We start from the raw sequence: 21,728 nt of genomic DNA on the forward strand, positions 1-21,728 counted from the left end.
AGAAAGCGCTTACTTTTAAAACAATATTAAGAGTGCATAACGTACTGATCTTTTCTTCTCTTTGAATACTACATACAGTACTTCGAATAATAGGTTGATTTAGGCAGTCACTGAAATTGATTTTAATCTTAGCTTTGATAATATATCTTTCGTCATTTTTTCTAAATTATATTCTGGATTAAATCCCCATTCTTCTTTCGCACAAGTTGAATCTATTCGATTAGGCCAGCTGTCGGCAATAGATTGTCTTACAGGATCAACTTTATAATTCAAGACAAACTCTGGAATATGCTTTTGGATTTCAGCGGCGATTTTCGCTGGATCAAAGCTCATAGCAGATACATTAAATGAATTTCGGTGTTTTAATTTGGAAGCATCAGCTTCCATCAATGTAATAATAGCCGTTAATGCATCAGGCATGTACATCATATCCATATACGTCCCCTCAGCAATGTAAGATGTGTATCTTTTATGTTTAATGGCTTCATAGTAGATTTCAACTGCGTAATCCGTTGTTCCCCCACCAGGAGGTGTCATATATGAAATAAGACCAGGGAATCGAAGCCCCCTTGTGTCTACTCCAAATTTGGAGTAATAGTAATCACATAGTAATTCTCCAGATACTTTATTGACCCCATACATCGTTGTTGGTCGTTGAATAATATCTTGTGGAGTCAGATTTTTAGGAGTTGTGGGACCGAAAGCGCCAATAGAGCTAGGCGTGAAGAGTTGACAATTTAGTTCTCTTGCTGCTTCCAACGCATTTACTAATCCACCCATATTTAAATGCCAAGCTAAAAGCGGCTTCTTTTCAGCTGTTGCTGACAGTAAAGCAGCTAAATGAATAATTGTATCCACTTCATATTTTTTAGCCATGTTGAACATTGCTTTTTCCTCTGTCACATCCAAAATTTCAAATGGGCCTGATTGAACAACATCACTTTCTGTTCTTCTAATATCTGTTGCGATGATATTGTCGTAGCCGTAAATCTCTCTCATTTTTAGCGTTAACTCTGAACCAATTTGACCTAAAGCACCTGTTACTAAGATCTTTTTCATGAAAAAACCTCCCCTTTTTTACTTACGATTCTGCAAGTACTCCCCTTAAATAAGTTCCATCTCTTTGCCTACTTTTTCATAAAGAGCTAAGGCATGGTCTAGCATCTCTTTTGTATGCGCAGCCGTTGGCATATTTCTTACTCGCCCTGTGCCTTTTGGAACGGTAGGAAAAACAATAGATTTTGCATACACACCCTCTTCATTCAGTCGCTTACTAAACTCTTGTGTTTTTGCTTCATCTCCGATTACACAAGGGGTGATCGGTGTTTCGCTTGCTCCAATATCAAATCCTAATGCTTTCAGCCCTTCTTTTAAATAATTGCTGTTTTCCCATAGCTTATTTTGAAGATCCGAGCTATCCATCAAAATATCAATAGCTTCTATACAAGCGGCAACTGCTCCAGGTGTGACCGCTGTTGAGAATAAGAATGGACGACTTCTTACTTTTAACCAATCTATTAAATCTCTCTTTCCTGCTACATAGCCTCCTACAACCCCGATAGCTTTAGATAACGTTCCTATTTGAAAATCTACGCGATCTGATAACCCAAAATGTTTCACTGTTCCTGCGCCATTTCCTAATACACCTGATCCATGGGCATCGTCAACATACGTCATTACATCAAATTCTTCAGCAATCTCCACAATCTCTGGAAGCTTGGCAATATCTCCGTCCATCGAGAATACTCCGTCTGTGATAATCATGATTTTGTTGTACATTCCTGACTCTTTTGCTTGGCGTGTTTTTGTTCGTAGATCTTCCATATCAGAATGGTTATAGCGGATAATCTTTGCCTTTGATAATCGACATCCATCAATAATGGAAGCATGATTAAGTTCATCTGAAAGAATAGCATCGTGTTTATCCATCACTGCTGAAATGGCTGCCATATTACAATTAAATCCTGATTGATAGGCAATGGCTGCTTCTGTATGTTTAAATTGGGCGAGTCTCTCTTCTAATTTGACGTGAATATCTAGCGTTCCATTAATTGTGCGAACAGCTCCAGCTCCAACGCCATAGGTTTTCGTTGCTTCTAAACAAGCATCTATTAATCGCTGATCTGTTGCCAAACCTAAATAGTTATTAGATGACAAATTAATTAACTCTCTTCCTGCGATTGTAATGATTGGTCCATTTGGCCCTTCTACAGGGTCAATCACATTATAAAGTCCTTTGTTTTTTAACTCATCCAAGTTTTCTTTTAAAAATTCATGTAATGTTTTACTCGACATTTCATGTACCCCCTTATTGTTTGTAGAAATAAACGTAAAATCTTTAATGATTTACCCCTATTTTCAACGCTGACTTTTAAGAATACTACGCTTATTTCTCTTTTTAAAAAACACATGTGTCCTCCCCATAAAAACACAAATAATCGCTAGAAAGCTTTAATGATAGCGTTTACAAAACTTATAGTAATAGAAAAAAATGATTTTGTCCACCTTTCATGGACAAAAAATCAGAATTTTATTTGTAAATAATTCTTTAGTCCTTAAGGATCCCCATTTCATAAACATGCTCAAATTAAATTTAATTCTTTTGATTAGTCTGTTAGAGAGATAATAAAATACTAACTAAGCATAGTACAGGACAGTCAATATTCTATACCTACAGAGATAAGAAGGAATCTTCCAACTCCTCTTGAAGTAATGTAGCTATAAGATAAATTTAAAAGAGAGGAATATGGGATGAAAAAGAATCTGAACAAGTTATAACCTCTTTCTATTTTGTTGCTTTCACATCGCCCCCGCCCTCCTCCATGGCTAAGTTAAAACAAACTAAATATTCTCAAGTCTCAAGGAGGGATATGGAATGAGGACTGAACAAGAAATGATGAATACAATCATGAACATTGCCAAAAATGACGATCGGATTCGAGCGGTATACATGAATGGCTCACGAACAAATCCTCATGTTCCGAAAGATATTTTCCAAGATTATGATATCGTTTATGTTGTGACAGAAACTTTACCTTTTATAAAAGACAAAAAATGGCTAAATTTGTTTGGTGACGTACTTCTCATGCAGGAACCAAATAAAAATGATCAATCTCAAAATAGTGCTATAGATTCTCCTTGTTCATATGGGTATCTTATGCTTTTTACAGACGGTACTCGAATAGATCTTCATATTGAAAAAAAGGAATATATGCAGGAGCATTATGGTCATGAAAAACTAACCCTTCCACTACTTGATAAAGATCATAGCTTATCACCTATGTCCTCTCCGACAGATGCGGATTATCATGTAGAAAAACCATCAGAGTTTATGTTTATCGAGTGCTGTAATGATTTTTGGTGGAACCTTCAAAACGTAGCAAAAGGCATTTGGCGTGACGAACTTCCATATGCTAAAGGAATGTTTGAATGTGTGATTAGATCAAGGCTAGATGAGATGGTATCATGGTGGATTGGCAGTCAGCACAACTTCGAAATTTCAGTAGGTAAAATGGGGAAATATTTCAAAAAGCATCTTCCTGAAGAGTACTGGGAAATGTACAAAAAATCGTATGGGGACGATAACTATGATACCTTTTGGAATGCAATATTTGTTACATGTGAACTGTTTAGATGTTTAGGAAAAGATGTAGCTAGAACATTAGGGTTCACTTATCATCTTACTGAGGATAGAAATATGATGAGCTATCTTACACATGTAAAACATTTACCTTCTGATGCCAAGAATATTTATTAGGGAAAAATCTTTAGCTTCTAAACGAAAGAGCGTGCTTTAACGAAAATAAAGCATGCTCTTTCTTCTTTAAATAGGCAGAAGATATACCATAGATGGAGATTTCAAGTTTTACTCGACTCTTTTGAAGCCAATTTCTTGTTACATGGAAAACATATCAACTGACCGTTTCCGATAATAATTCCATCTAAAAATCCATTCAAACAATAAATGTCTCTCTTACATTCAATGCATACTCCAATGAGCTCTTTCACTCTTCTCCCTCCCTCTATATTGAAGGTTAATTCCCTTACTTAATGTTTTCGATTAAAGAAATGAAGAAGTTTATAGTCTCTACGATATTCCAATTTATTCTCCTCTATCTTTTGTTTGAACAAATAAAAAGTGGATTTTTTATATTTCTATACTCTAACGCAATATATGATAAAAGTCCCCTATAACCAAATGAACTGTTTTGATAAACCTAATAATTCGAAAGAAAGAAATACTCAAAACCTTGATAAAAGTTGACCAATGCTTTAGTCTTTTCATCAGGGAGTGAATACTATGAGGGAAAATATTTCTGATATTGACTATCAACAAGTAATGGAATATGCATTAGATCCACTTATCATCCATTCAAATCATAAAATTATATATGTGAATCACGCAGCTGAAGAGTTTTTTAGAGGTACAAAAGAAGAAATTATTGGCGCAAGTCCATTAGATATATTTCAAGAAACTTCTAAAGAAGCTATAAGAATGAGAATTCAATCTGCTTATGAACATCCAGCAGAGCTCATTGAAGAAACGATATATAGAATGGATGGAACAACAGTTAATGTTGAATTGTACTGCCACCCTATATTAATGGGAAATACAAAAGTAATCCAAACTTATGTTAGAGATATAACAACAAGAAGAGAACATGAGAAAAAACAAAAAGAAATCGTAAAACAAATAAACGAACTGTCTGCAACCCTTGTTCCTCTTTTAGATGGGATCGCAATCCTCCCATTAGTAGGCTCCATAGATGAGGAAAGAGCACACCAACTCTTAACAGATGTACCCATAAAGGTACAGACTCAAAAAGTAAATTGTTTAATTATCGACTTTTCAGGTATTTATAAATTAGATTCAATTGTAACAGAGCATCTTTTTAAAATTAATCATGTAATGTCATTACTTGGCGTTCATTGTATTTTAACAGGATTAAGACCAGAGCTAGCTTTATCTGCTGTACAACTAGGGATTAATCTTGAGGGGACTTTAAAAATGGCTACTGTAAAAGACGCCCTGAACTCTTTGGGGATCATTTTTACTAGTGATTCCTCAAAATAAATAATATTAAGTTAATCAAACGTGTTTTATGGATATTCTATTCACACCATGTAATTTTAAGGAAATAAAAGGCTCGAGTTGAAATAAACTCAAGCCTTTTTACTTATTACGTAAAAGTACATTTGTTTTTACAAGCTTTTTAAACAATGCCAATCCAAATTTTAAGAGCAGTAGCTAAAATGAATAGAGCTAATAGCCATTGCAGAAACTTTGCATTCACCTTTTGTCCTAGATAAGCTCCTAGTGGAGATGCTAGTAGACTAGCAATAATCAGAACGGAAGCAGGTACAAAGAGAACTTGACCTGTGCCAACTTTGCCAATGACTGTTCCTATAGAAGAAATAAAGGTAATAGCAAGAGAAGAAGCAATCGTTGTTCTTGTTGGAATGTTCAATACACTAAGCATAATAGGAACCAATATGAAGGCTCCTCCTGCTCCTAAAATCCCTGATACTCCTCCAATGATAAAAGCTAACGAGGAAGCTAACCATTTATTAAAGGTCACTTCTCCATTTGCCACGTCTTCTCTCTTTGTCTTAGCAGTAAACATAAAAATAACAGCTATAAGAGCCAAGACTCCATATATATAATTCATTCCTTTTTCAGATATCAAATAAGAAAAGTAACTACTTGCTATGCTGCTTATAAAAATACTGCTTCCCATATATATAATTAAATTTTTGTGTAAAAATCCGCTTTTTCGATAGGCCCAAACCCCGCTGATTGTAGCAAAAAACACTTGGATAGCACCGATGCCTGCAACCTCATGTGCTGTTAATGACATCACCCCTACTAACGGAGGAAGATACAATAACATAGGATAGTTGATAACAGATCCTCCAATGCCTATCATCCCAGATATAAAAGAACCTATAACCCCAATGATAAAAAGAGTTATAACAAAGGCAATATCCATTAGGGTTTCCTCCCTTTCAAGATGAAGGGGTATCCTTTCATCTTGATTGTTCTTTATCCTTTTTTAATCCAAAACATTAACACATGGTCCTCTTCCACTTGCTTTAAAAGTTCATGGCCGTTTGAATTAGTCCAAGCAGTAAAGTCCTTTTTAGCTCCTTTGTCTGTTACATGGACTTCTAAAATTTCACCTTGTTGTAACTCATTGATTACTTTCTTTGTTTTAATAATTGGCATAGGACATGCTAATTTTTTTGCATCTAATACTTTATCTGCTTTCATATTTACAGCTCCTTTGTTATTTTCTTATCAAACTTTTCATATTTTTATTTATCGAATAGCACAGCGATTTGGTCCAATTTCCATTTCACGTTGCTTTTCCTCATCAGGATTTCTTTTCCCCATATTTGTTTCTCGAATTTCTTGGTACGCATGCGGTTGAGGCGGCAGATAATCTGTCACTAAGTGTTTAAATTCTCTCTCATGATCAATATTTAAACCATGATTTTCAGCAAACAACGCACTTAGTAGTTTGGCTACACTTCCATCTTCATTTAACTCGTCAATCATCATAAAGTGAGCTGGTAGTACAATTAATTCATCACATAATTCTTTGTATCGCTTGTAGAGCGTCTCTCTTAAATCGCTTATCCAATCTTCCGCCATACCGGCTAGATCTGGTCTACCAATCGAGTCAATGAACAGAATATCGCCTGAAAGAAGATACTGTTTATCGATGATAAAAGAAGTCGAACCAATCGTATGACCTGGAGAGTAAAGAGCTTGAATAGAAACGTCTGTATTTCCAATCGTAATAACCGTTTCTTCTTCTAATGGTTCATAATCAAACTCAACTTCTTTAGCATCCTTTTCTGGTAACCAGTAAGTTGCTTTTGATTCTTCTGCAAGTGATCTTCCACCTGAAATATGATCTGCATGGAGATGTGTATCAAATACATGAGTGATGGTTGCTCCGATTTCCTTTGAAAAATTTACATAAATATCTGTCATACGTGTAGTATCTATCACAACTGCTTCTTTATTTGCTATAACCATGTATGAGAGACACCCTTTACCGATTCGAACAAATTGATATATCTCTCCACCACCTTTTAGATCTCCTACTTTTACAGGCTCCACATGTTCACTCCATGCTCTCATCCCCCCTTTCAGATATGCTACAGTAAGACCAGCTTCTGAAAGCATATCAGCTACCATAATCGAAGAACCTTCTTTAGCACAAACAACTAAAACCTCTTTATTAGGAGGTATTTTTTCCAAGATCTCTTCTACTCCATCTAAAAGATTAAAGTAAGGTATATTGAGATATTCAAAATAATGGCCCTCAATCTTCCAATCCTTAAAATCATGTTCATTACGAACATCTAAAATAAATAATGGTTCTTTATTCAATATTTTTTGGGTGATCTCTTTCGCAGTAAGAGCATATACAGACATCCTAAATACCCCCTGTAGTATATTTTTTAGTAAAAAATTTTTATAAAAATCAGAATATGAATCATACTTCTTTTTCTCGAAATAGTTCAAAATTTCTCTGACTTTATTTGTAGAATAGCTAGTTTTGTTTAATATACAACACCCCATTTTATTGTTCTATTTCACCTCTCCAATCACGCATTCCAGGGACAACATTAATCAACTTTTTAAAACCTTGTTTTCTCATAGTTTGAGCTGCGATTTCACTTCTTTTTCCAGAATGACAAATAACGTAGATTTCTTCCTCTTTGTTTAACTCATTTGAACGCTTTTCAACTTCACCAAGAGGAATATGAATCACTCCTGGAATATGAGCTTGTTTATATTCCCCTATCTCCCGAACATCTAAAATACAAGGCTGTTTATTACTTTCAACTTTCTTTCTGAATGCTTCTAGTGGAATAGTAGGAATAGCAAATCTCTCCTCTAAGAGATAATCGCCATCTTTACGAAGAAAATGATGAAGTATATTTCCTTCTATTCTCGTTTCTAAATATTTGTGACCTGTATTTTTTGCCCAAGCTTGTAAATCTGCTGTCGAGCCTTTATCTGTTGCTTGCACTTCTAATACTTGTCCAGGCTTTAACTCATCCATTTTCTTTTTTGTTCTTACAATAGGCATTGGACATGCTAATCCTTTTGCATCTAACATAACATCTGCTTTTACCATTCTTCTTCCTCCTTATTTTATATAGGGGGCGGGGTATACCAGAGCTTAAAAATTATTTTTCTTACGCTCAATACCTCTATTATTTTCTAAGAACATTTTTGTTTCTATGTGATGATGAGAAGACTCTATATCCAAGTGTTCATCCCACCTTTTATATTCGTTACTCTTTTAAACCCAAGCTTTGTTAACAATCGACTCCCTTTAGCGCTTCTCATACCGCTTTGACAAATTACAAAAACTTCTCTCTCCTTTGAAAGATGATGGGACTGTTGACGGAGCTCTGCAAGAGGAATATTCTGAAATCCCTTAATATGTTTTGTGCGGAACTCGGAAGGTGTACGAACATCTATAAACTGTTTTTCTTTGTCTTCCAACTCTCTTTTTAACTCTGTTGTTGTAATTTGTTTCATTCCGTTTCTAGTAATAAAACGTTGAAATACAAACAATAAAATGAGCCCAAATATAAGTATGTTAATGAAAATACTCTCGTTCATCGTCTTTATTACACTCCTTTTATTCTGTGAGCTTTTTAACTTATTAGATGAATAAGTTCACATTTCCCTCTTCTGCATCTGCTAAGTAAGCTGCTACACCTGCATATTCGATATCATTCAGCAATTCTTCTTTCTGTAACCCAAGAAGATCCATCGTCATTGTGCAAGCTACTAAGTTCACATCTTGTTCCTGTGCCATTTCAACTAGCTGTGGTAATGTTAGAGCATTATGTTTCTTCATAACGTGCTTAATCATTTTAGGTCCTATTCCACCGAAATGCATTTTTGACAGTCCCATTTTATCTGCGCCACGAGGCATCATTTTGGCAAACATCTTTTCTAACAGCCCTTTATTAACAGGAGCTGATGTTTCCTGACGCAAAGCATTTAATCCCCAAAATGTATGAAAAATAGTTACTTTATGGTTATAGGCTGCCGCTCCATTGGCAATAATATAAGCTGCCATTGCTTTATAGTAATCCCCACTAAATAATACAATTGTTGTTCGTTTCTTTTGTTCGGTCATAATAATTCTCCTTCTCTCCTCTTGAATACATACAGGGGTATAAAAGCGAAAAATAAAATAGTAAATTTCAAGTTTCAGTATTACTTACGGTGATTAATTACACATACCCGTATAGGTATATAAATATATGTAATAAAGCACGTCAACCTTTAATCAATAAGGTTGATGAACTTTATTATCTGCTTTTGACTAATAATTCGACAGCTTCTCTTACTAGATCTTCTGTACTTTCCCCTTTTTCAATGCTTTCACGGACACACTGCTCTAGATTTTCACTTACAATAACGCCCATAGTTCGATCTATAGCGCTTCTGGCAGCTGATAATTGAGTTACGATATCTCTACAATCTTTATTTTGTTCCATCATACTTAGCACACCTTTAATCTGCCCTTCAATTCGGCGCAAACGATTTTTCACTTTTTGATCATATTCCAAAATTCAACACTCCTTTCTTTTTTATTCAGGCTAGGTGGTTCTAAAAAACGATATTCCCAGCTTCGCAACATTAAAAGTACTCCTTCATTTACAAAAAGAACAATGAGGATTACAGTCCCAATATTATACCCCCGTAGGTATAAAGTCAAGGTTAAAAATTATCTTTCTACATTAAAAGTTCATCTTAGCACGGAGGAGAAGTAACCTTAAAAGCTTTCTTCGATTAACAAAAACCTACTTTCTACGATAAGAACTATAATAATAATTGAAGCATTAAAATACATTTCATTCCAATTAAAATATAGAGAAATGTAAGGGTAACAGACTATTAGCCTGTTACCCTTTTTTTATAAAGCGAATGAAAATGAAGCTCTTTAAAAGTTTGCATAATTAGACTTTTAAAGAGCTTTTGTTTAAAAAACCTTTAGATAACTATAAGTCTCTAATTTACGATGATAGGCAATACTAAGACAAAATTGTTTTTCTAAAAGTATAAGAATCTTAGTTTCTTAGTTATTTTACTGGAACACAAATTTCACAATAATCTTGTTCAACTAGTTCAATGCTATATCTTTCAAAAATGGACCTATCATCAATTTGATAGCCGCTGTTTAGCAATTCAGTAAAAATTTCATCCCATGCTTGTTGAATGTCTTCTGCTGTATGTTTCACTTTATAGATCGCATATTTCCCACCAGGTAGTTCACTTTTACTCACAGCCTCATCAATCTCGTAATTGTTTGAAATGACAAGACAAGCATCATAGCGACATTTTTCAGGAGGAGTTGTGTCGGGATGATCCTGCGCAATTCCAAGTATTATCGCCTTCTCATGAAGTAGATTATTGTCTTTAGCCCAGTTTTTTAATTTCCCCATTGTTTGAGCATTCTGAGGACCATATGGACCAACTTGTCTTACGTATGCAATGTGATAGTTTGGTAAATTTTCAATCTTAATCTTCATAAATCACTTCTCCTTTTATTGTTATTTCCTACATTGTAAAAATTATCATGTTATAAAAAAATAAACACTTAAATTTTTAAAATTTTTATTGTATAAAAAATCAAAGAACAGAAAAAGCTATCCACATTTATGGATAGCTTTTTTTCTATTCTTTGTTAGCTCTTCTGAAGTTGTTGATCTTTCCGCTTTAGCGTTAACGCCAATACGAAAGCGAGAGCTGCAAAACCTAAAGCTGTATAATAGACGATATGCACGCCTTCTGTCATCCCTTGTACTTCAAGAAGAGATTGGTCCCCTCCCTCTGCACCTTCTATAAATCTTTGTGACCCCATTGTCATAATACTTGTATAAAGAGCTGGACCAATTGCACCTGAAACTTGGTTAATTGTATTTGAAATCGCTGAACCATGCGCATGCAGTTCTTTTGGAACTTGATTGAGAGCGAGCGTCATGGCAGGTCCTACGCTTAGACCTACGCCAATCGTAAAGAAAGCATATAAAATCGTTGCTTCAGTGGTTGTTGTATCACTCGAAATTCTCGTAAATAAGCTTAGCATGATGATAAGAAGAATAAGACCTACAACAAGAAGAGGCTTGAAGCCTATTTTATCGAATAATCTTCCTCCAATCATGGCTGTAAAAGCAAGCGTAATTCCACCTGGCAGCATAAGAAAGCCTGTTTGGAGTGGAGACAATGATGCTGCTGTTTGAAAATAAAGAGGTAAAATAAGCATCATAGAAAACTGAATCATCATAACGAGAAACATTAAAAGAATGCCTCTTGAGAAAATAGATGATGTAAAGGGTGTCATGCTAATCATTGGTGAGGTCATTTTTGTTTGTTTTCTCACAAAGATAGCAAGAGCAATAATGCCAATTGCAAGTGTAATCCATACTGATGGATTCCCCCACCCAGAACCTTCACCAGCTACACTAAAGCCATAAACAACTCCGCCAAAACCTAGCGTTGAAAGCACCACAGATGGAATATGAATCTTTGGTCTTGAGGTTTCTAATACGTTTTTTAATTTAAAAGCGGCAAATAATAAAATAAGAACTGCTGCAATCAAAAGACCTAAAAAGATAATTCGCCATGAATAGTATTGAATGGCTATCCCTGAAAGGACAGGTCCAATAGCAGGAGCAAATAAGATAGCAACTTGGAAAACACCCATTACTGTCCCTCGTTTATGTACAGGCACAAGCGTTAACATCGTACTCATCACTAAAGGTAAAACAAGACCTGTGCCCAAGGCTTGAATCATTCTTCCTATTAACAATATAGAAAAAAGCGGTGTCATAAAGGCCATCAAGGACCCTACTACATATAAGCTCATCGCTGTCATAAATAACTGTCTAAGTGTAAATCGTTGAATTAAAAAGGCAGATACAGGGACAGATATGCCAATAATGAGCATATATCCAGTTGTGAGCCACTGAGCAGAACTTGTAGGAACGTGAAACTCTGAAATAATTTTTGGTAAAGCCACATTCATGACCGTTTCGCTAATTAAACATAAAAAGTTTCCTAGAATTAAGATGAAGAGAATAAGCTTACTTTGTCCGCTCATTTTTTCGCTGTTTGTCATTTCATTTTTCCCCCTTTAGTATTCTATTTGCTAGTTGTAAGGATATCATAATAAAATATGTATCTCTAGACATATGAATATTAAAAGAATGGGATGTTTTTACGTTTACGAACCAAAACCTGATCTCTCTCTACACCACTTGAAGGGAAAACAGAAGCAGGAAAAGCTGCAAGAAATATGGGGAGGATTGAGGAGAAACGCTTAAAAGGAGAAAAGTTTGATCTACTATTCTTAACAATGCTCTCCTCTTAGAAATGGGAACAGAAAGAATACAAAAGAGCCTTTATTAACAAAGGTTCTTTTGTATTCCCCCCTCCTAAAACTCAGGGTGCTCTCTACAAAAAATGATAGGAAATACTTCATATCTCCTACACTTTCTTTTCCTCTTTTCATATATTAATTATTATAATATATAGGGAGGATCCTTATGAGCGAATTTGAGCAGTTTCAATTGTTTCTCAACCAAACTAGGAAGCGATATAAATACTGTCTAAGGCGCTTTGGCTATTCTTCTTCTATTACTGAAAAAGCAGCTCAGCGGCTCGTTATCCTACTACGAGTTGAAGAGGCTTATCTTAACAGATAAGCGCTTTTTAAATGAAATGTACGGAAGTTTTTTTCACTTTTATTTGTCAGACAACCTTTATTCCACTACTTCCTCTATAGAGTTTAACATTCTGAAATAGATGAACAAGAAAACCACCTTTTGAAGGAGATCTCTCAAAAGGTGGTTTTTATTATCTTTACTTTCCTGTATTTAATACTGTTTCTTTAAAACTTTCATAAACATATGACCATAAAACAGACTCGTTCATATAGCGTTTTTGTAAAGATTTTATCACTTCTTTTTGCTTTTCTGGGAAAGAAGGATCTTCTTTTGGTGGAAGAGCTGAGCGCACTTCGTTGACTATTTCTTGCACTTTTGGCGCGCGTGGTCCCCATTTTCCAATTAGCTCCCCTTCGTTGTTAAGAATGAGCACCATCGGAATGGCACGTCCTCCATTTGTGAGATGGCGGTCAATCAAATTCGTATCTTGATCACGTAAAGCAACGCGCACTTCTACATCTGCCGCTTCCGCTATTTTTCGAATCACGGGATTAATCATCATTGCGTCTCCACACCAATCTTCTGTAATAATTAAGAAATGAAGATTTTGTGTTTTTAGCTGCTCTGCAAACTCATCTTGAGGAAGCTGAAACGCATTATATACAGAAAAGCTTTCTTCTTTTAATGTACTCATTTCCTCCATATATGTTTGAAGTGTTTTTCCTTCTTCAAAATACTGTTGTTCTGTTTTCATACTACTACCTCTTTTACTTTAATATTGATAACTATACCATACTAAATTTTTAACTTTTTCTCGACTATTATGCCCTATTTATCTCATTTCACAGATAAAAACGTCCTCTAAATTACTTTGTTCTTATGAACTTGTTGCCTTAAAGTTCACTTTAAGGTCTATAATGAAAAAGAAAAAAGGAAATCATGGAGGATACAATGGGACTTTATATAAAAGAAGCAGCCAAAAAAGTCGGATTGCCAACACATACACTACGCTATTACGAACAAGAAGGACTTCTTCCTTTTTTAAAACGAGATGAAAATGGAAATCGCGTTTTTGAGGAAAGCGACTTGTCTTGGTTAGAACTGATTATCTGTTTACGAAAAACAGATATTGTTCTTTCTAAGCTGCGTGAGATTGTGGAACTAACAACAGAAGGCGATTGGACGATTCCACAGCGAAAGAAAATTCTCGAAGAGCACAAAGAGAAAATGTTTGAAAAACAAAGGCAGTTAGATCAGGCTTTTGCTAAAATTGATCATAAGCTCCACTACTATGATGAGTTAGAAGAAAACGCTAAAAATAAATTGTAAAAAACGCCGTAGGCATCTAGTCTACGGCGTTTTTATGATTATATTTTGAGATTATAATGTTGCCACATCAATGACAAAGCGGTAGCGGACATCACTTTTTAAAACGCGCTCATATGCTTCATCCACTTGACTTGCATTGATGACTTCAATTTGAGGAGCAATCTTATGCTCTGCTGCAAAATTAAGCATCTCTTGTGTTTCCTTAATGCCACCAACAAGAGAACCTGCAATACTGCGACGTCCCATAATTAAAGAGAACACGCTATATTGATCAGGTTCAGCTGGAGCCCCTACATTCACAAGCGTACCATCAATCCGAAGAAGAGATAAATAAGCATCAACCTCAAGGTTTGCTGATACAGTATTTAAAATTACGTCAAAGCGTCCTGCTAATTCTTTAAACGTCTCTTCATTGCTTGTTGCGAAATAGTGGTCGGCTCCAAAACTTAACGCTTCACTTTCTTTGTTCATAGAGCGGCTTAATACCGTTACTTCTGCTCCCATTGCATGAGCAAATTGAATGGCTACGTGACCAAGACCACCCATACCAACGATTGCTACTTTCTTACCAGGTCCTACATTCCAATGCTTTAGAGGAGAGTATGTTGTAATACCTGCACATAGTAGGGGGCTTGCTACGTCCATTTCTAAAGCGTCCGGAATACGAACAACGAATCCTTCTTTTACAACGATTTTTTGGCTGTAACCGCCGTATGTTTGTTCCCCATCATAGTCTAATGAATTGTACGTTTGCACAACACCTTTTGTACAATATTGCTCATCCCCAGCCAAGCAGTATTCACACTCTCCGCATGAGTCTACGAAACAACCAACTCCAACGCGGTCTCCTACTGCATATTTTGTTACGTTTCGGCCAACAGCTTCGACAACTCCCGCAATTTCATGTCCAGGTACCATTGGGAACATATCTTAACCCACATTCGCAAAGTTTCGTTCCTTTTCGCAAATTCTATAAAAACCTTTATTTAAATAGGAGAAAGAGGGAAAATCTATAATTCTATACTCGTAAGCAATCGATAAATTTGTGGTCATTTACGTGGTCATGTGGTCGTTTATGTGGTCGTTTTTAGTATTGAGCCAAACTATACAGCATAGCCTTTAGTAACATAGGTAAAAGTTGAATGCAGACATAAGCAAGTGAAGTGGTCGTCATCCACTTTATACACTTACCTTTCATTCCAACAATGAAAAGTAAACCTGCTGTCGTAAGAATAATACTAGCGATTGGCTGCGACATAACGAGCACTATATCCAGGAACGGATCTATTAAGTTATAAATTGCATCTACCCCATGCTCTTTTGTTGTTTGGAGAGGATGCAGAATCCAATCAAAGAAAGTTAGGTTAGGGGCTACACCAAGTGTGGCCTCTTTATTTATGAACTCTGATATACTCATAGTTTGCATGATGTACCTCCTAAAAACCTGTTGTAACAGAAGTAAGTAATTTCATAATTAACGGAGCTAACTGTACAACAAAGTAACCAATCGTTGCACCTTGTAAAGTATCCATTGCTCTCTCACGTCTTCCAATGATCCACATGATTCCTGCTCCTGCGATTGCAATAAAAGTGACTGGATAAGCAAGACCTTGTGCTAATTCAATCAGTGGGTTAAAAGCCTCAATGACTTTTGCTTTTACTTCCTCTTTAGTTGACATTGCTGGAACGGCTTCTGCAGCAAATGCAATGTTGGTAAACGATTCGATTAAGAAAGGAAGTCCTATCATGCCTAGAGATAATGGCAACCACTCTTGCCCTGTCTTTACGTCCCCTCTATTCCTCTTTGGATTTGTCTCTTTTCCACCGTTCATAAATTCCTTAATGCTCATCGTTTGAGTTTTCTTAGCTGCTAAGATCATGTTGTTAACCTCTCTTCTTCTTAGTAGTTTTTGTGCGCTTCTTGCTTGCTTTCTTCTTTTCCTTACGCTTCTTCAACCCATAATCTAATGCCATAAACCCAACTTGAACTGCTGCCTTTTTCCACATGATGACCACTTCTTAGTGAAAGTCTGATATAGTGAAAATCTGAAAATCTAAGCCTTCTAATAGCTCTGTAAGCTGTCTACGACGATATTCTGTTGTCGTTACCCATATAAGCTTAGGTGGAGTTTTAAAAACTCCTAAACTAATAAGAGCTTTATATTTATCAACCTTTGCACGGTTCTTGTTCATCTTTTGTGTGTTATCGACTTCAACCAAGTGGTAGCGACCGTCTTTCTGAAAAATAGCATCCGCAATAATTTTGACTTGCCCAGGAACTTCAAGCTTCATTTCATTCTTCCAAGAAGAAGGGCATTCATAAGCGATATACAAATCGTTTCGCATGATATAGTGGAGGGCTTGCGTGGTCTTTTTACACACCTTTTTACTACCTGTCAATTCACGACCTTGTTTGCTTAAATAGTAAATGTTTTCTCCATCGCGGAAAGAATGGACATACTCTTCTAGATCTTTCATAACTCTTGAAGCGTTACGATCACTTCCTAAAGCGTGAAGAATTTGCAGTTGTGAACGGGATAAATAATCAAACTTCTTCAATGACAAGAGTATGTTCTCTGTTCGTTGTTTCTTTTGAATCGTCCTTTGCATGTTTCTCATCCTTTCGCGGTTTTATGTTGATATGAGGTTGTATAGTACGTTTTATCAAATCTTCTCCAACCAAAGGCACTTGGATCTTATGACGAGATACACCATCCATCACTAAAGCCCGACCAGGACATTCCAGCTTTTCCGCTCCCCACTCATCTAGTACAACTTGACTTTGGTTTCCACTTCTTAATTTGAAGCAAACTACCTGATTCAGATTTGATTTTATATCCTTGCTCATAACATCCACTGTTGGGTACTGAGTACAAAAAATCAGAATATAATTGAGCCCTGCTCCTAAACGCGCAATCTCTGATAAACGTTGCTGACATTTGTTCCTCCGCTCTCGTTCATCCTTTTTGATAATAGGTGACAACTCAGCTGCTTCATCGATAATGACAAAGTGTTTCTCAAACATTCCTGCTTCGTCTGCTGTTTCAAGTCCTTTATCCTTAATAACCTTCTGTTTTCCAAGCATCTCTTCATATACAGCATCTAACGTATTTGTAGCCGTATAGATATTTTCAGCAAAATTCACTGTTTGAATAAGGTTCTCGTATCTCTGGAAAGACACACCGCCTTTAAGATCAATAAGAGAGAATTTAATTTGCTCAGGATACAGTTGGAGCAAGGAAGTAATTAATAGCTTGAGAAACTGTGTTTTACCTTGCCTGGTTCCTCCTGCTATCGCCATATGTTCACGCCCGATTTTCCAATTCAACATCTCCTCTCCGTTATCTCCTAGGGGAACACGCCAGTCATAGCAGCCATCGAAGAAAGATTCCTCAAACTTAATCATCGTTTCCCAATCCTTATCAAAGACTTTGAAATGCAGCATGCCATCATAGTTCATTTTGATGGATTTTTTAATGTCATTTTTGGTGAAAAGAATGTTATGAATGTCTCTTCGAAAGGTTGCTCGATTAAAGCGACCTTTTTTTAAATATCTCCACAATTCCTTTAATCCTTTTCTGTTGAACTCATATTCTCTCTTTTTAATGTTCAAGCCATCTTGAAATTCATGTATATGCTTTTCGAACTTCTTAAAAGACAACCCTTGGGGAATTTGATAAACATATTCGGTAAAACGTTCTTCTTCTGTTTTTCGATGAAGGCGAAGAGACTGACCCTGTTTCGTTAAATCGCACGCCTCAGCAATACGAATAATTTTCTCGTGATCGTTAGCTCCTCCCCCTCCCTTTTGCTTCATTGAAGCTTTAATATATAAACCTCCAATCAATGAACCGAAAGCTATCTCTGCAATCATGTTGTTCTCCCACCTCCTATGGATATCTACAGAGTAGATAGTCCCTTTCAATTCGACATAAAAAATTAAGGATGAGAAGCTCCGCTATAAGGGTTTAAATGTCTTTTAGAATGTCTGAGCAGGATTTTAGAAAGGAAGTATTGAAACGACATATAGAACGACATTTGAACAGCTATTTGAAATGCAACTTGAAAGGGTTTTTTGTTGGTATAGTAAAGGGTATTTCATTCAGCTTGGTCATTATTCCGAACTTTTCTACAGATTTGCATAAAACTTCGGATTTCCGGACAAGTTAGAGGTATTAAAGAGGTGATAAACTAATGTTTGGACTAGGGAAAAAGCGAAGTAAATTAGGTGAATGGTTAGACAAAAGAGGCGTTTCTCAACAATGGCTTGCTAATAATTCTAAAGTTAGTCGGTCAACTGTTAGTGAACTGTGTCAAGCCGACGGGAAGCATGCTCCAACTCAGAAAACGATGGCAAAGATTTTAAAAGCTCTTAGAAATATTGATCCTAATATTAAAGTAGATGATTTCTGGAACATGTAAAAAGCCCTTATCCACTTGGATAAGGGCCCTTTGAGGTTTCGCCTACTTCATGCGAGAAGAAATGTACAGCCATACAGCCATACATTTGTATCATGTACAATGCTTACTGTTTTATTCTTTATGGCATAAAAAGCCCCTCTCTTAAGAGAAGGGCTTTTTCGTAATATTAGTCTTTTCCACATGAGGTAAAGTAGAGGAAATCGACATTTGGTATTATGTACTGGAATATTGTTTTTCATTCTCAATCGCATGAAAAAACCTCTGTTTATTAACAGAGGGGATAGGAATAGATGTCTAGTAAATTTGAATAAGATTTCTCTCATTCACTCTATTATATGAAATAAAATAAAAGTTGTCCGTAATGAATTGAAAATGGATACATGACTTATATTATAAACAGGTACCTGCAACAAGGTATTCCACTTATTGGGATAAAAAAAAGAAACCTCCTACTCATTTGAGTAAGAGTTTTCCATTATTAGGGATATACAAAACGAAAATACCATATGGATAAATATCCAAAAGGTATTTCATCTTCCATACATTATATAAATTAATTTAATATATATGATTCATTTGAATAAAATCTCTTTAACTCCACCATACTATAAATACCTTCTCTTATTATCCGTTTTAGTTGCAATAATACCCCTTTTGCAAAAACAAAAGCCCTTTACTTTGTCGAGTGAGGGCTTTTGTGTATTTAATACATACAAATACGAATAGATAGACCTCGAAAGGATAACAAAATATATCCCCTTACCCCATTATATAAAGATGGACAATAAGTTGTGACAAGGATGCATAGAAAAAGGATCCCTAGGTCATAATATAAGTGTAGACTTTACAGCATGTTTTTTCTTTATAAGAAGATAAAAAAGCCCCTACTCGCAATGAGCAGGGGTTTTAATACGTGCTGAATATTGGAGAAAGGGGTTACTTTCTCAATAAAACTTTATACTTTTAATCATTATTGGTAAAGTTTTAACTCTCTAGGGAGAAATCCCATTTAAATTGTTGAACAAGCATATCATTTGAAAGTTCTGCACTCGTAACTTTTGATAAATCTTCTAGGCACACATTTTATAGGTTATTACATAGTATATAAAGGTGGTAGTAGGGAATCTTCACTTCACCTCCCATGGATGAAATTCCAATTTGCTACTGCTCCTCTTCATAGTAAAAGTAAAAAAATGGCCCGCTCGTAATGAGCGGTTTTTTATTTAATGAATAGGAAATAAAAAAAGAACCCTCTCACGATAAAAAGAGGGTAAGAGTAAATATCTAGAAAACTAAGTTGGGATAAAGAGAAATACCTCTTTCCATAGTATATAATGAGATAGAAACAACTGTGTTAACATGTATATAAAATAAATAAATATTTCATAATATGAACAAGGACTTATTCAGATTTCAACCTCCTGTTTTTGTCCTTACTGCGATAACACCAAAAGCCCCCTACTCACACAGAGAAGGAGGCTTTTGATTGTGGGTATAACAATGGTTGATAAGGCCAATGTCATTCCTTAGTATACGCTATCTATTTAAAAGAACGTAATGTAAGTTGTGCCATCAAGTAAATGACTTCTTGTGGCGTTATATCACCGCTCTTTAACTTCTCTTCCCAGTGATCAGGTTTTTGGAGCGGAAGCTTATCTTTTACTTCTATAAACGTCTTAGCTAATTCATTTGTTTGATACGATTGGAACTCTCCAGCTCTTTTAACCATGACCATGACTTCCTCACGCTTAGCAAGATCTTGAGGGCGAGAACCATTTGTAATACCTCTTTCGACCGCTTCTTTTACCTCCTCTTTGAATTGTTCTGAAACCGGTAATTTACTTGTTTCCACTTTTGGTTCCTCCTTTTTAGGTGGTGTTACAGGTTTTTCTTTTGGTTGTTGTGCTGCTTTGTATACTTGCTCTAATTTGTTTAATGTAAGTGTTCCAGCGATTCCATCAGCGGCTAAGCCATATTTCTTTTGAAAAGCCTTTACAGCTGTTTCTGTGGATGGTCCGTATTGTCCATCAATTCCATACTTACCAATGTTAAAACCTAATGATTGAAGCTTTCCTTGGAGCCCTTTTACATAAGTTCCTGCATCACCACGTTTGAGTAAAGTAGGAGCGATGGAAGATGAGGGACCTGATTGAGTTACTGGCGTTTCGACAACCTTACCTCGTAGAGCATCCAATTCATTCTGAATACGTTGCAGAACTTCATTCCATCGTCCTTCTTGCAAAACAAGATGAGGACAGTATTTTCCGCTCCATTGTTGATGCCGTTTTACTCGAGATACACCCCAACCTCTCTCATGCAATAACTGAGCAATGAATTTAATACCTAATTCTTCAGCTTTTCGATAACGTTCTCCACCACTTTTGCTATAGCAAATTTCTACACCAATAGATGTTCTGTTTCCAGACTTAGCTCCTGATCCATCACCACAATGCCAAGCATTACGATTGAGAGGTACAGCTTGTACAACTTCTTTATCATCCACAGCAAAGTGGTAGGAAACAGAATTGTTATTACTGTTCATATACGTTACTTCGTTTTCTGCACTTGCGTCATTCGCTGTGTTATGGAAAGTGATATACGATGGGTTCATAACATGTGGACATTTAATCTTATACTTACTTGAAGAAACAAGTTTCTGTCTTACTGGAATAGTCATATTATTTCTCCTCCTTAACTCTTCTGGCTCGTGCTTTTCGTGTAACATCATTGTTTTTCCACCAAGCTACAAGTGAAGTTACGATTGTGAAGATCATGGAACCTAATAAATACGCTAAATCAACTGTACTTGTAATCTCTTCCTCACCAATTGGAATTTCCGTAAATCCTAATAAAGCTAATGTTTGGTTAATTAAAGCTACAAATAATAAAAGAGTACGAATTAACGTACCCTTGTCGATTTTTTTATTCATTTTTGTTTCCTCCCTTTATTGTTGAGTTAATACTGCAAACAAGACACCAATTGCCCCTGTTGAAATTGCTCCAATGATGGATGCTGTAATGGTTCGTTTAATCCACGTAGTGTTTTCATTAATACTTTCAAGTGTTCGGTTAATAGCTGAAATTTGTTCATCATGACGGATGGTTGTACTTTTTAATTCACTTACTTCTTTTTCTAGCGTTTTAATATCATTCTTCATCTCTACAAGCTCTTTCTCATAAGAATTCACTGGGACTCCCTCCGCTACCTGTGACATGGATATTCCCCCTAAATAAGATTTTGGTTGCCCATTTATTCTGTCTTGACT

General features: G+C 35.9%; 26 protein-coding genes and 1 pseudogene. 5 read left to right on the plus strand and 22 right to left on the minus strand.

The window, feature by feature from the left end; translation table 11 throughout:
- Nucleotides 1-99: 99 nt before the first annotated feature.
- Entirely contained in the window at nt 100-1,059 is a 960-nt protein-coding gene (locus B9N79_RS10820) for an L-threonine 3-dehydrogenase (RefSeq protein ID WP_019394213.1), read from the minus strand.
- A 45-nt stretch (nt 1,060-1,104) separates the two neighbouring features.
- Nucleotides 1,105-2,295 (minus strand): glycine C-acetyltransferase, encoded by a 1,191-nt coding sequence (locus tag B9N79_RS10825; protein ID WP_046217364.1) that lies wholly within the window; start codon nt 2,293-2,295, stop codon nt 1,105-1,107.
- Nucleotides 2,296-2,875: 580 nt separating this feature from the next.
- Here B9N79_RS10825 and B9N79_RS10830 point away from each other — a divergent pair.
- Complete coding sequence (locus B9N79_RS10830; protein WP_046217365.1) at nt 2,876-3,757, plus strand: aminoglycoside 6-adenylyltransferase; 882 nt, start codon at nt 2,876-2,878, stop codon at nt 3,755-3,757.
- A gap of 101 nt (nt 3,758-3,858) precedes the next feature.
- Here the strand turns inward: B9N79_RS10830 and B9N79_RS26090 are convergent, their stop codons facing one another.
- Entirely contained in the window at nt 3,859-4,008 is a 150-nt protein-coding gene (locus tag B9N79_RS26090; protein ID WP_019394210.1) for a hypothetical protein, read from the minus strand.
- A 292-nt stretch (nt 4,009-4,300) separates the two neighbouring features.
- Between B9N79_RS26090 and B9N79_RS10835 the strand changes: the two genes are divergently transcribed.
- Nucleotides 4,301-5,074, plus strand: coding sequence for a PAS domain S-box protein (locus B9N79_RS10835; protein ID WP_085118244.1), 774 nt, complete (start codon nt 4,301-4,303; stop codon nt 5,072-5,074).
- 139 nt (nt 5,075-5,213) lie between these two features.
- Here the strand turns inward: B9N79_RS10835 and B9N79_RS10840 are convergent, their stop codons facing one another.
- The 9 genes from B9N79_RS10840 to B9N79_RS10880 all read right to left on the minus strand — a co-directional run bounded on the left by B9N79_RS10840 (nt 5,214) and on the right by B9N79_RS10880 (nt 12,164).
- On the minus strand, nt 5,214-5,990 hold the full coding sequence (locus B9N79_RS10840; RefSeq protein WP_046217367.1) for a sulfite exporter TauE/SafE family protein: 777 nt from the start codon (nt 5,988-5,990) through the stop codon (nt 5,214-5,216).
- 53 nt (nt 5,991-6,043) lie between these two features.
- Complete coding sequence (locus B9N79_RS10845; protein WP_046217368.1) at nt 6,044-6,271, minus strand: sulfurtransferase TusA family protein; 228 nt, start codon at nt 6,269-6,271, stop codon at nt 6,044-6,046.
- A gap of 48 nt (nt 6,272-6,319) precedes the next feature.
- Nucleotides 6,320-7,447 carry an MBL fold metallo-hydrolase gene (locus tag B9N79_RS10850; RefSeq protein ID WP_046217369.1) on the minus strand — a complete coding sequence of 376 codons (1,128 nt, stop codon included), beginning with the start codon at nt 7,445-7,447 and terminating at the stop codon, nt 6,320-6,322.
- A 148-nt stretch (nt 7,448-7,595) separates the two neighbouring features.
- Nucleotides 7,596-8,156 (minus strand): sulfurtransferase TusA family protein, encoded by a 561-nt coding sequence (locus B9N79_RS10855; protein ID WP_046217370.1) that lies wholly within the window; start codon nt 8,154-8,156, stop codon nt 7,596-7,598.
- A 125-nt stretch (nt 8,157-8,281) separates the two neighbouring features.
- On the minus strand, nt 8,282-8,650 hold the full coding sequence (locus tag B9N79_RS10860; RefSeq protein ID WP_182928717.1) for a rhodanese-like domain-containing protein: 369 nt from the start codon (nt 8,648-8,650) through the stop codon (nt 8,282-8,284).
- Nucleotides 8,651-8,693: 43 nt separating this feature from the next.
- Nucleotides 8,694-9,176 carry a DsrE/DsrF/DrsH-like family protein gene (locus tag B9N79_RS10865; protein WP_085118247.1) on the minus strand — a complete coding sequence of 161 codons (483 nt, stop codon included), beginning with the start codon at nt 9,174-9,176 and terminating at the stop codon, nt 8,694-8,696.
- A 175-nt stretch (nt 9,177-9,351) separates the two neighbouring features.
- Nucleotides 9,352-9,612, minus strand: a complete 261-nt coding sequence (locus B9N79_RS10870) for a metal-sensitive transcriptional regulator (RefSeq protein WP_019394202.1) — start codon at nt 9,610-9,612, stop codon at nt 9,352-9,354.
- Between the two features lie 513 nt (nt 9,613-10,125).
- On the minus strand, nt 10,126-10,575 hold the full coding sequence (locus B9N79_RS10875; protein WP_046217372.1) for an AraC family transcriptional regulator: 450 nt from the start codon (nt 10,573-10,575) through the stop codon (nt 10,126-10,128).
- 155 nt (nt 10,576-10,730) lie between these two features.
- Nucleotides 10,731-12,164: a DHA2 family efflux MFS transporter permease subunit gene (locus B9N79_RS10880; RefSeq protein ID WP_046217373.1), complete on the minus strand. Its 1,434-nt coding sequence runs from the start codon at nt 12,162-12,164 to the stop codon at nt 10,731-10,733.
- A gap of 427 nt (nt 12,165-12,591) precedes the next feature.
- Here B9N79_RS10880 and B9N79_RS26095 point away from each other — a divergent pair, with 427 nt between their 5' ends.
- On the plus strand, nt 12,592-12,750 hold the full coding sequence (locus B9N79_RS26095; RefSeq protein WP_158512817.1) for a hypothetical protein: 159 nt from the start codon (nt 12,592-12,594) through the stop codon (nt 12,748-12,750).
- A gap of 157 nt (nt 12,751-12,907) precedes the next feature.
- On the opposite strand, the gene B9N79_RS10885 is transcribed toward B9N79_RS26095, so the two are convergent.
- Nucleotides 12,908-13,465, minus strand: a complete 558-nt coding sequence (locus B9N79_RS10885) for a thioredoxin family protein (protein ID WP_046217374.1) — start codon at nt 13,463-13,465, stop codon at nt 12,908-12,910.
- A 197-nt stretch (nt 13,466-13,662) separates the two neighbouring features.
- On the opposite strand from B9N79_RS10885, the gene B9N79_RS10890 reads away from it, so the two are divergent.
- The gene (locus B9N79_RS10890; protein WP_046217375.1) at nt 13,663-14,040 is read left to right on the plus strand and encodes a MerR family transcriptional regulator; all 378 of its coding nucleotides are present in this window, start codon (nt 13,663-13,665) and stop codon (nt 14,038-14,040) included.
- 51 nt (nt 14,041-14,091) lie between these two features.
- Here B9N79_RS10890 and B9N79_RS10895 read toward each other — a convergent pair.
- The 6 genes and pseudogenes from B9N79_RS10895 to B9N79_RS10915 form a co-directional block, all read right to left on the minus strand.
- A pseudogene (locus B9N79_RS10895) lies at nt 14,092-14,967 on the minus strand (NAD(P)-dependent alcohol dehydrogenase); the annotation flags it as partial.
- 160 nt (nt 14,968-15,127) lie between these two features.
- A complete protein-coding gene (locus B9N79_RS10900) occupies nt 15,128-15,466 on the minus strand; it encodes a hypothetical protein (RefSeq protein ID WP_085118252.1) in 339 nt (112 codons plus the stop codon).
- A 10-nt stretch (nt 15,467-15,476) separates the two neighbouring features.
- Complete coding sequence (locus B9N79_RS10905; RefSeq protein ID WP_085118254.1) at nt 15,477-15,920, minus strand: hypothetical protein; 444 nt, start codon at nt 15,918-15,920, stop codon at nt 15,477-15,479.
- A 4-nt stretch (nt 15,921-15,924) separates the two neighbouring features.
- Nucleotides 15,925-16,047: a hypothetical protein gene (locus tag B9N79_RS26735; protein WP_275080539.1), complete on the minus strand. Its 123-nt coding sequence runs from the start codon at nt 16,045-16,047 to the stop codon at nt 15,925-15,927.
- 12 nt (nt 16,048-16,059) lie between these two features.
- Nucleotides 16,060-16,650 carry a replication-relaxation family protein gene (locus B9N79_RS10910; RefSeq protein WP_085118256.1) on the minus strand — a complete coding sequence of 197 codons (591 nt, stop codon included), beginning with the start codon at nt 16,648-16,650 and terminating at the stop codon, nt 16,060-16,062.
- Nucleotides 16,586-17,914, minus strand: a complete 1,329-nt coding sequence (locus B9N79_RS10915; RefSeq protein ID WP_085118259.1) for an FtsK/SpoIIIE domain-containing protein — start codon at nt 17,912-17,914, stop codon at nt 16,586-16,588. The genes B9N79_RS10910 and B9N79_RS10915 overlap by 65 nt, the downstream gene beginning before the upstream one ends.
- Nucleotides 17,915-18,234: 320 nt before the next feature.
- On the opposite strand from B9N79_RS10915, the gene B9N79_RS10920 reads away from it, so the two are divergent.
- A complete protein-coding gene (locus B9N79_RS10920; protein ID WP_085118261.1) occupies nt 18,235-18,462 on the plus strand; it encodes a helix-turn-helix transcriptional regulator in 228 nt (75 codons plus the stop codon).
- Between the two features lie 1,540 nt (nt 18,463-20,002).
- Here the strand turns inward: B9N79_RS10920 and B9N79_RS10925 are convergent.
- The 3 genes from B9N79_RS10925 to B9N79_RS10935 are packed head-to-tail and all read right to left on the minus strand — an operon-like array spanning nt 20,003 to nt 21,677.
- Entirely contained in the window at nt 20,003-21,139 is a 1,137-nt protein-coding gene (locus B9N79_RS10925; RefSeq protein WP_085118264.1) for a peptidoglycan recognition protein family protein, read from the minus strand.
- 1 nt (nt 21,140) lies between these two features.
- Nucleotides 21,141-21,392, minus strand: coding sequence for a phage holin (locus B9N79_RS10930; protein WP_040057605.1), 252 nt, complete (start codon nt 21,390-21,392; stop codon nt 21,141-21,143).
- 15 nt (nt 21,393-21,407) lie between these two features.
- Nucleotides 21,408-21,677 carry a hemolysin XhlA family protein gene (locus B9N79_RS10935; protein WP_085118267.1) on the minus strand — a complete coding sequence of 90 codons (270 nt, stop codon included), beginning with the start codon at nt 21,675-21,677 and terminating at the stop codon, nt 21,408-21,410.
- Between the last annotated feature and the right edge of the window lie 51 nt (nt 21,678-21,728).

The sequence above is a fragment of the Priestia filamentosa genome (assembly GCF_900177535.1).
Lineage (GTDB): Bacteria > Bacillota > Bacilli > Bacillales > Bacillaceae_H > Bacillus_I > Bacillus_I filamentosa.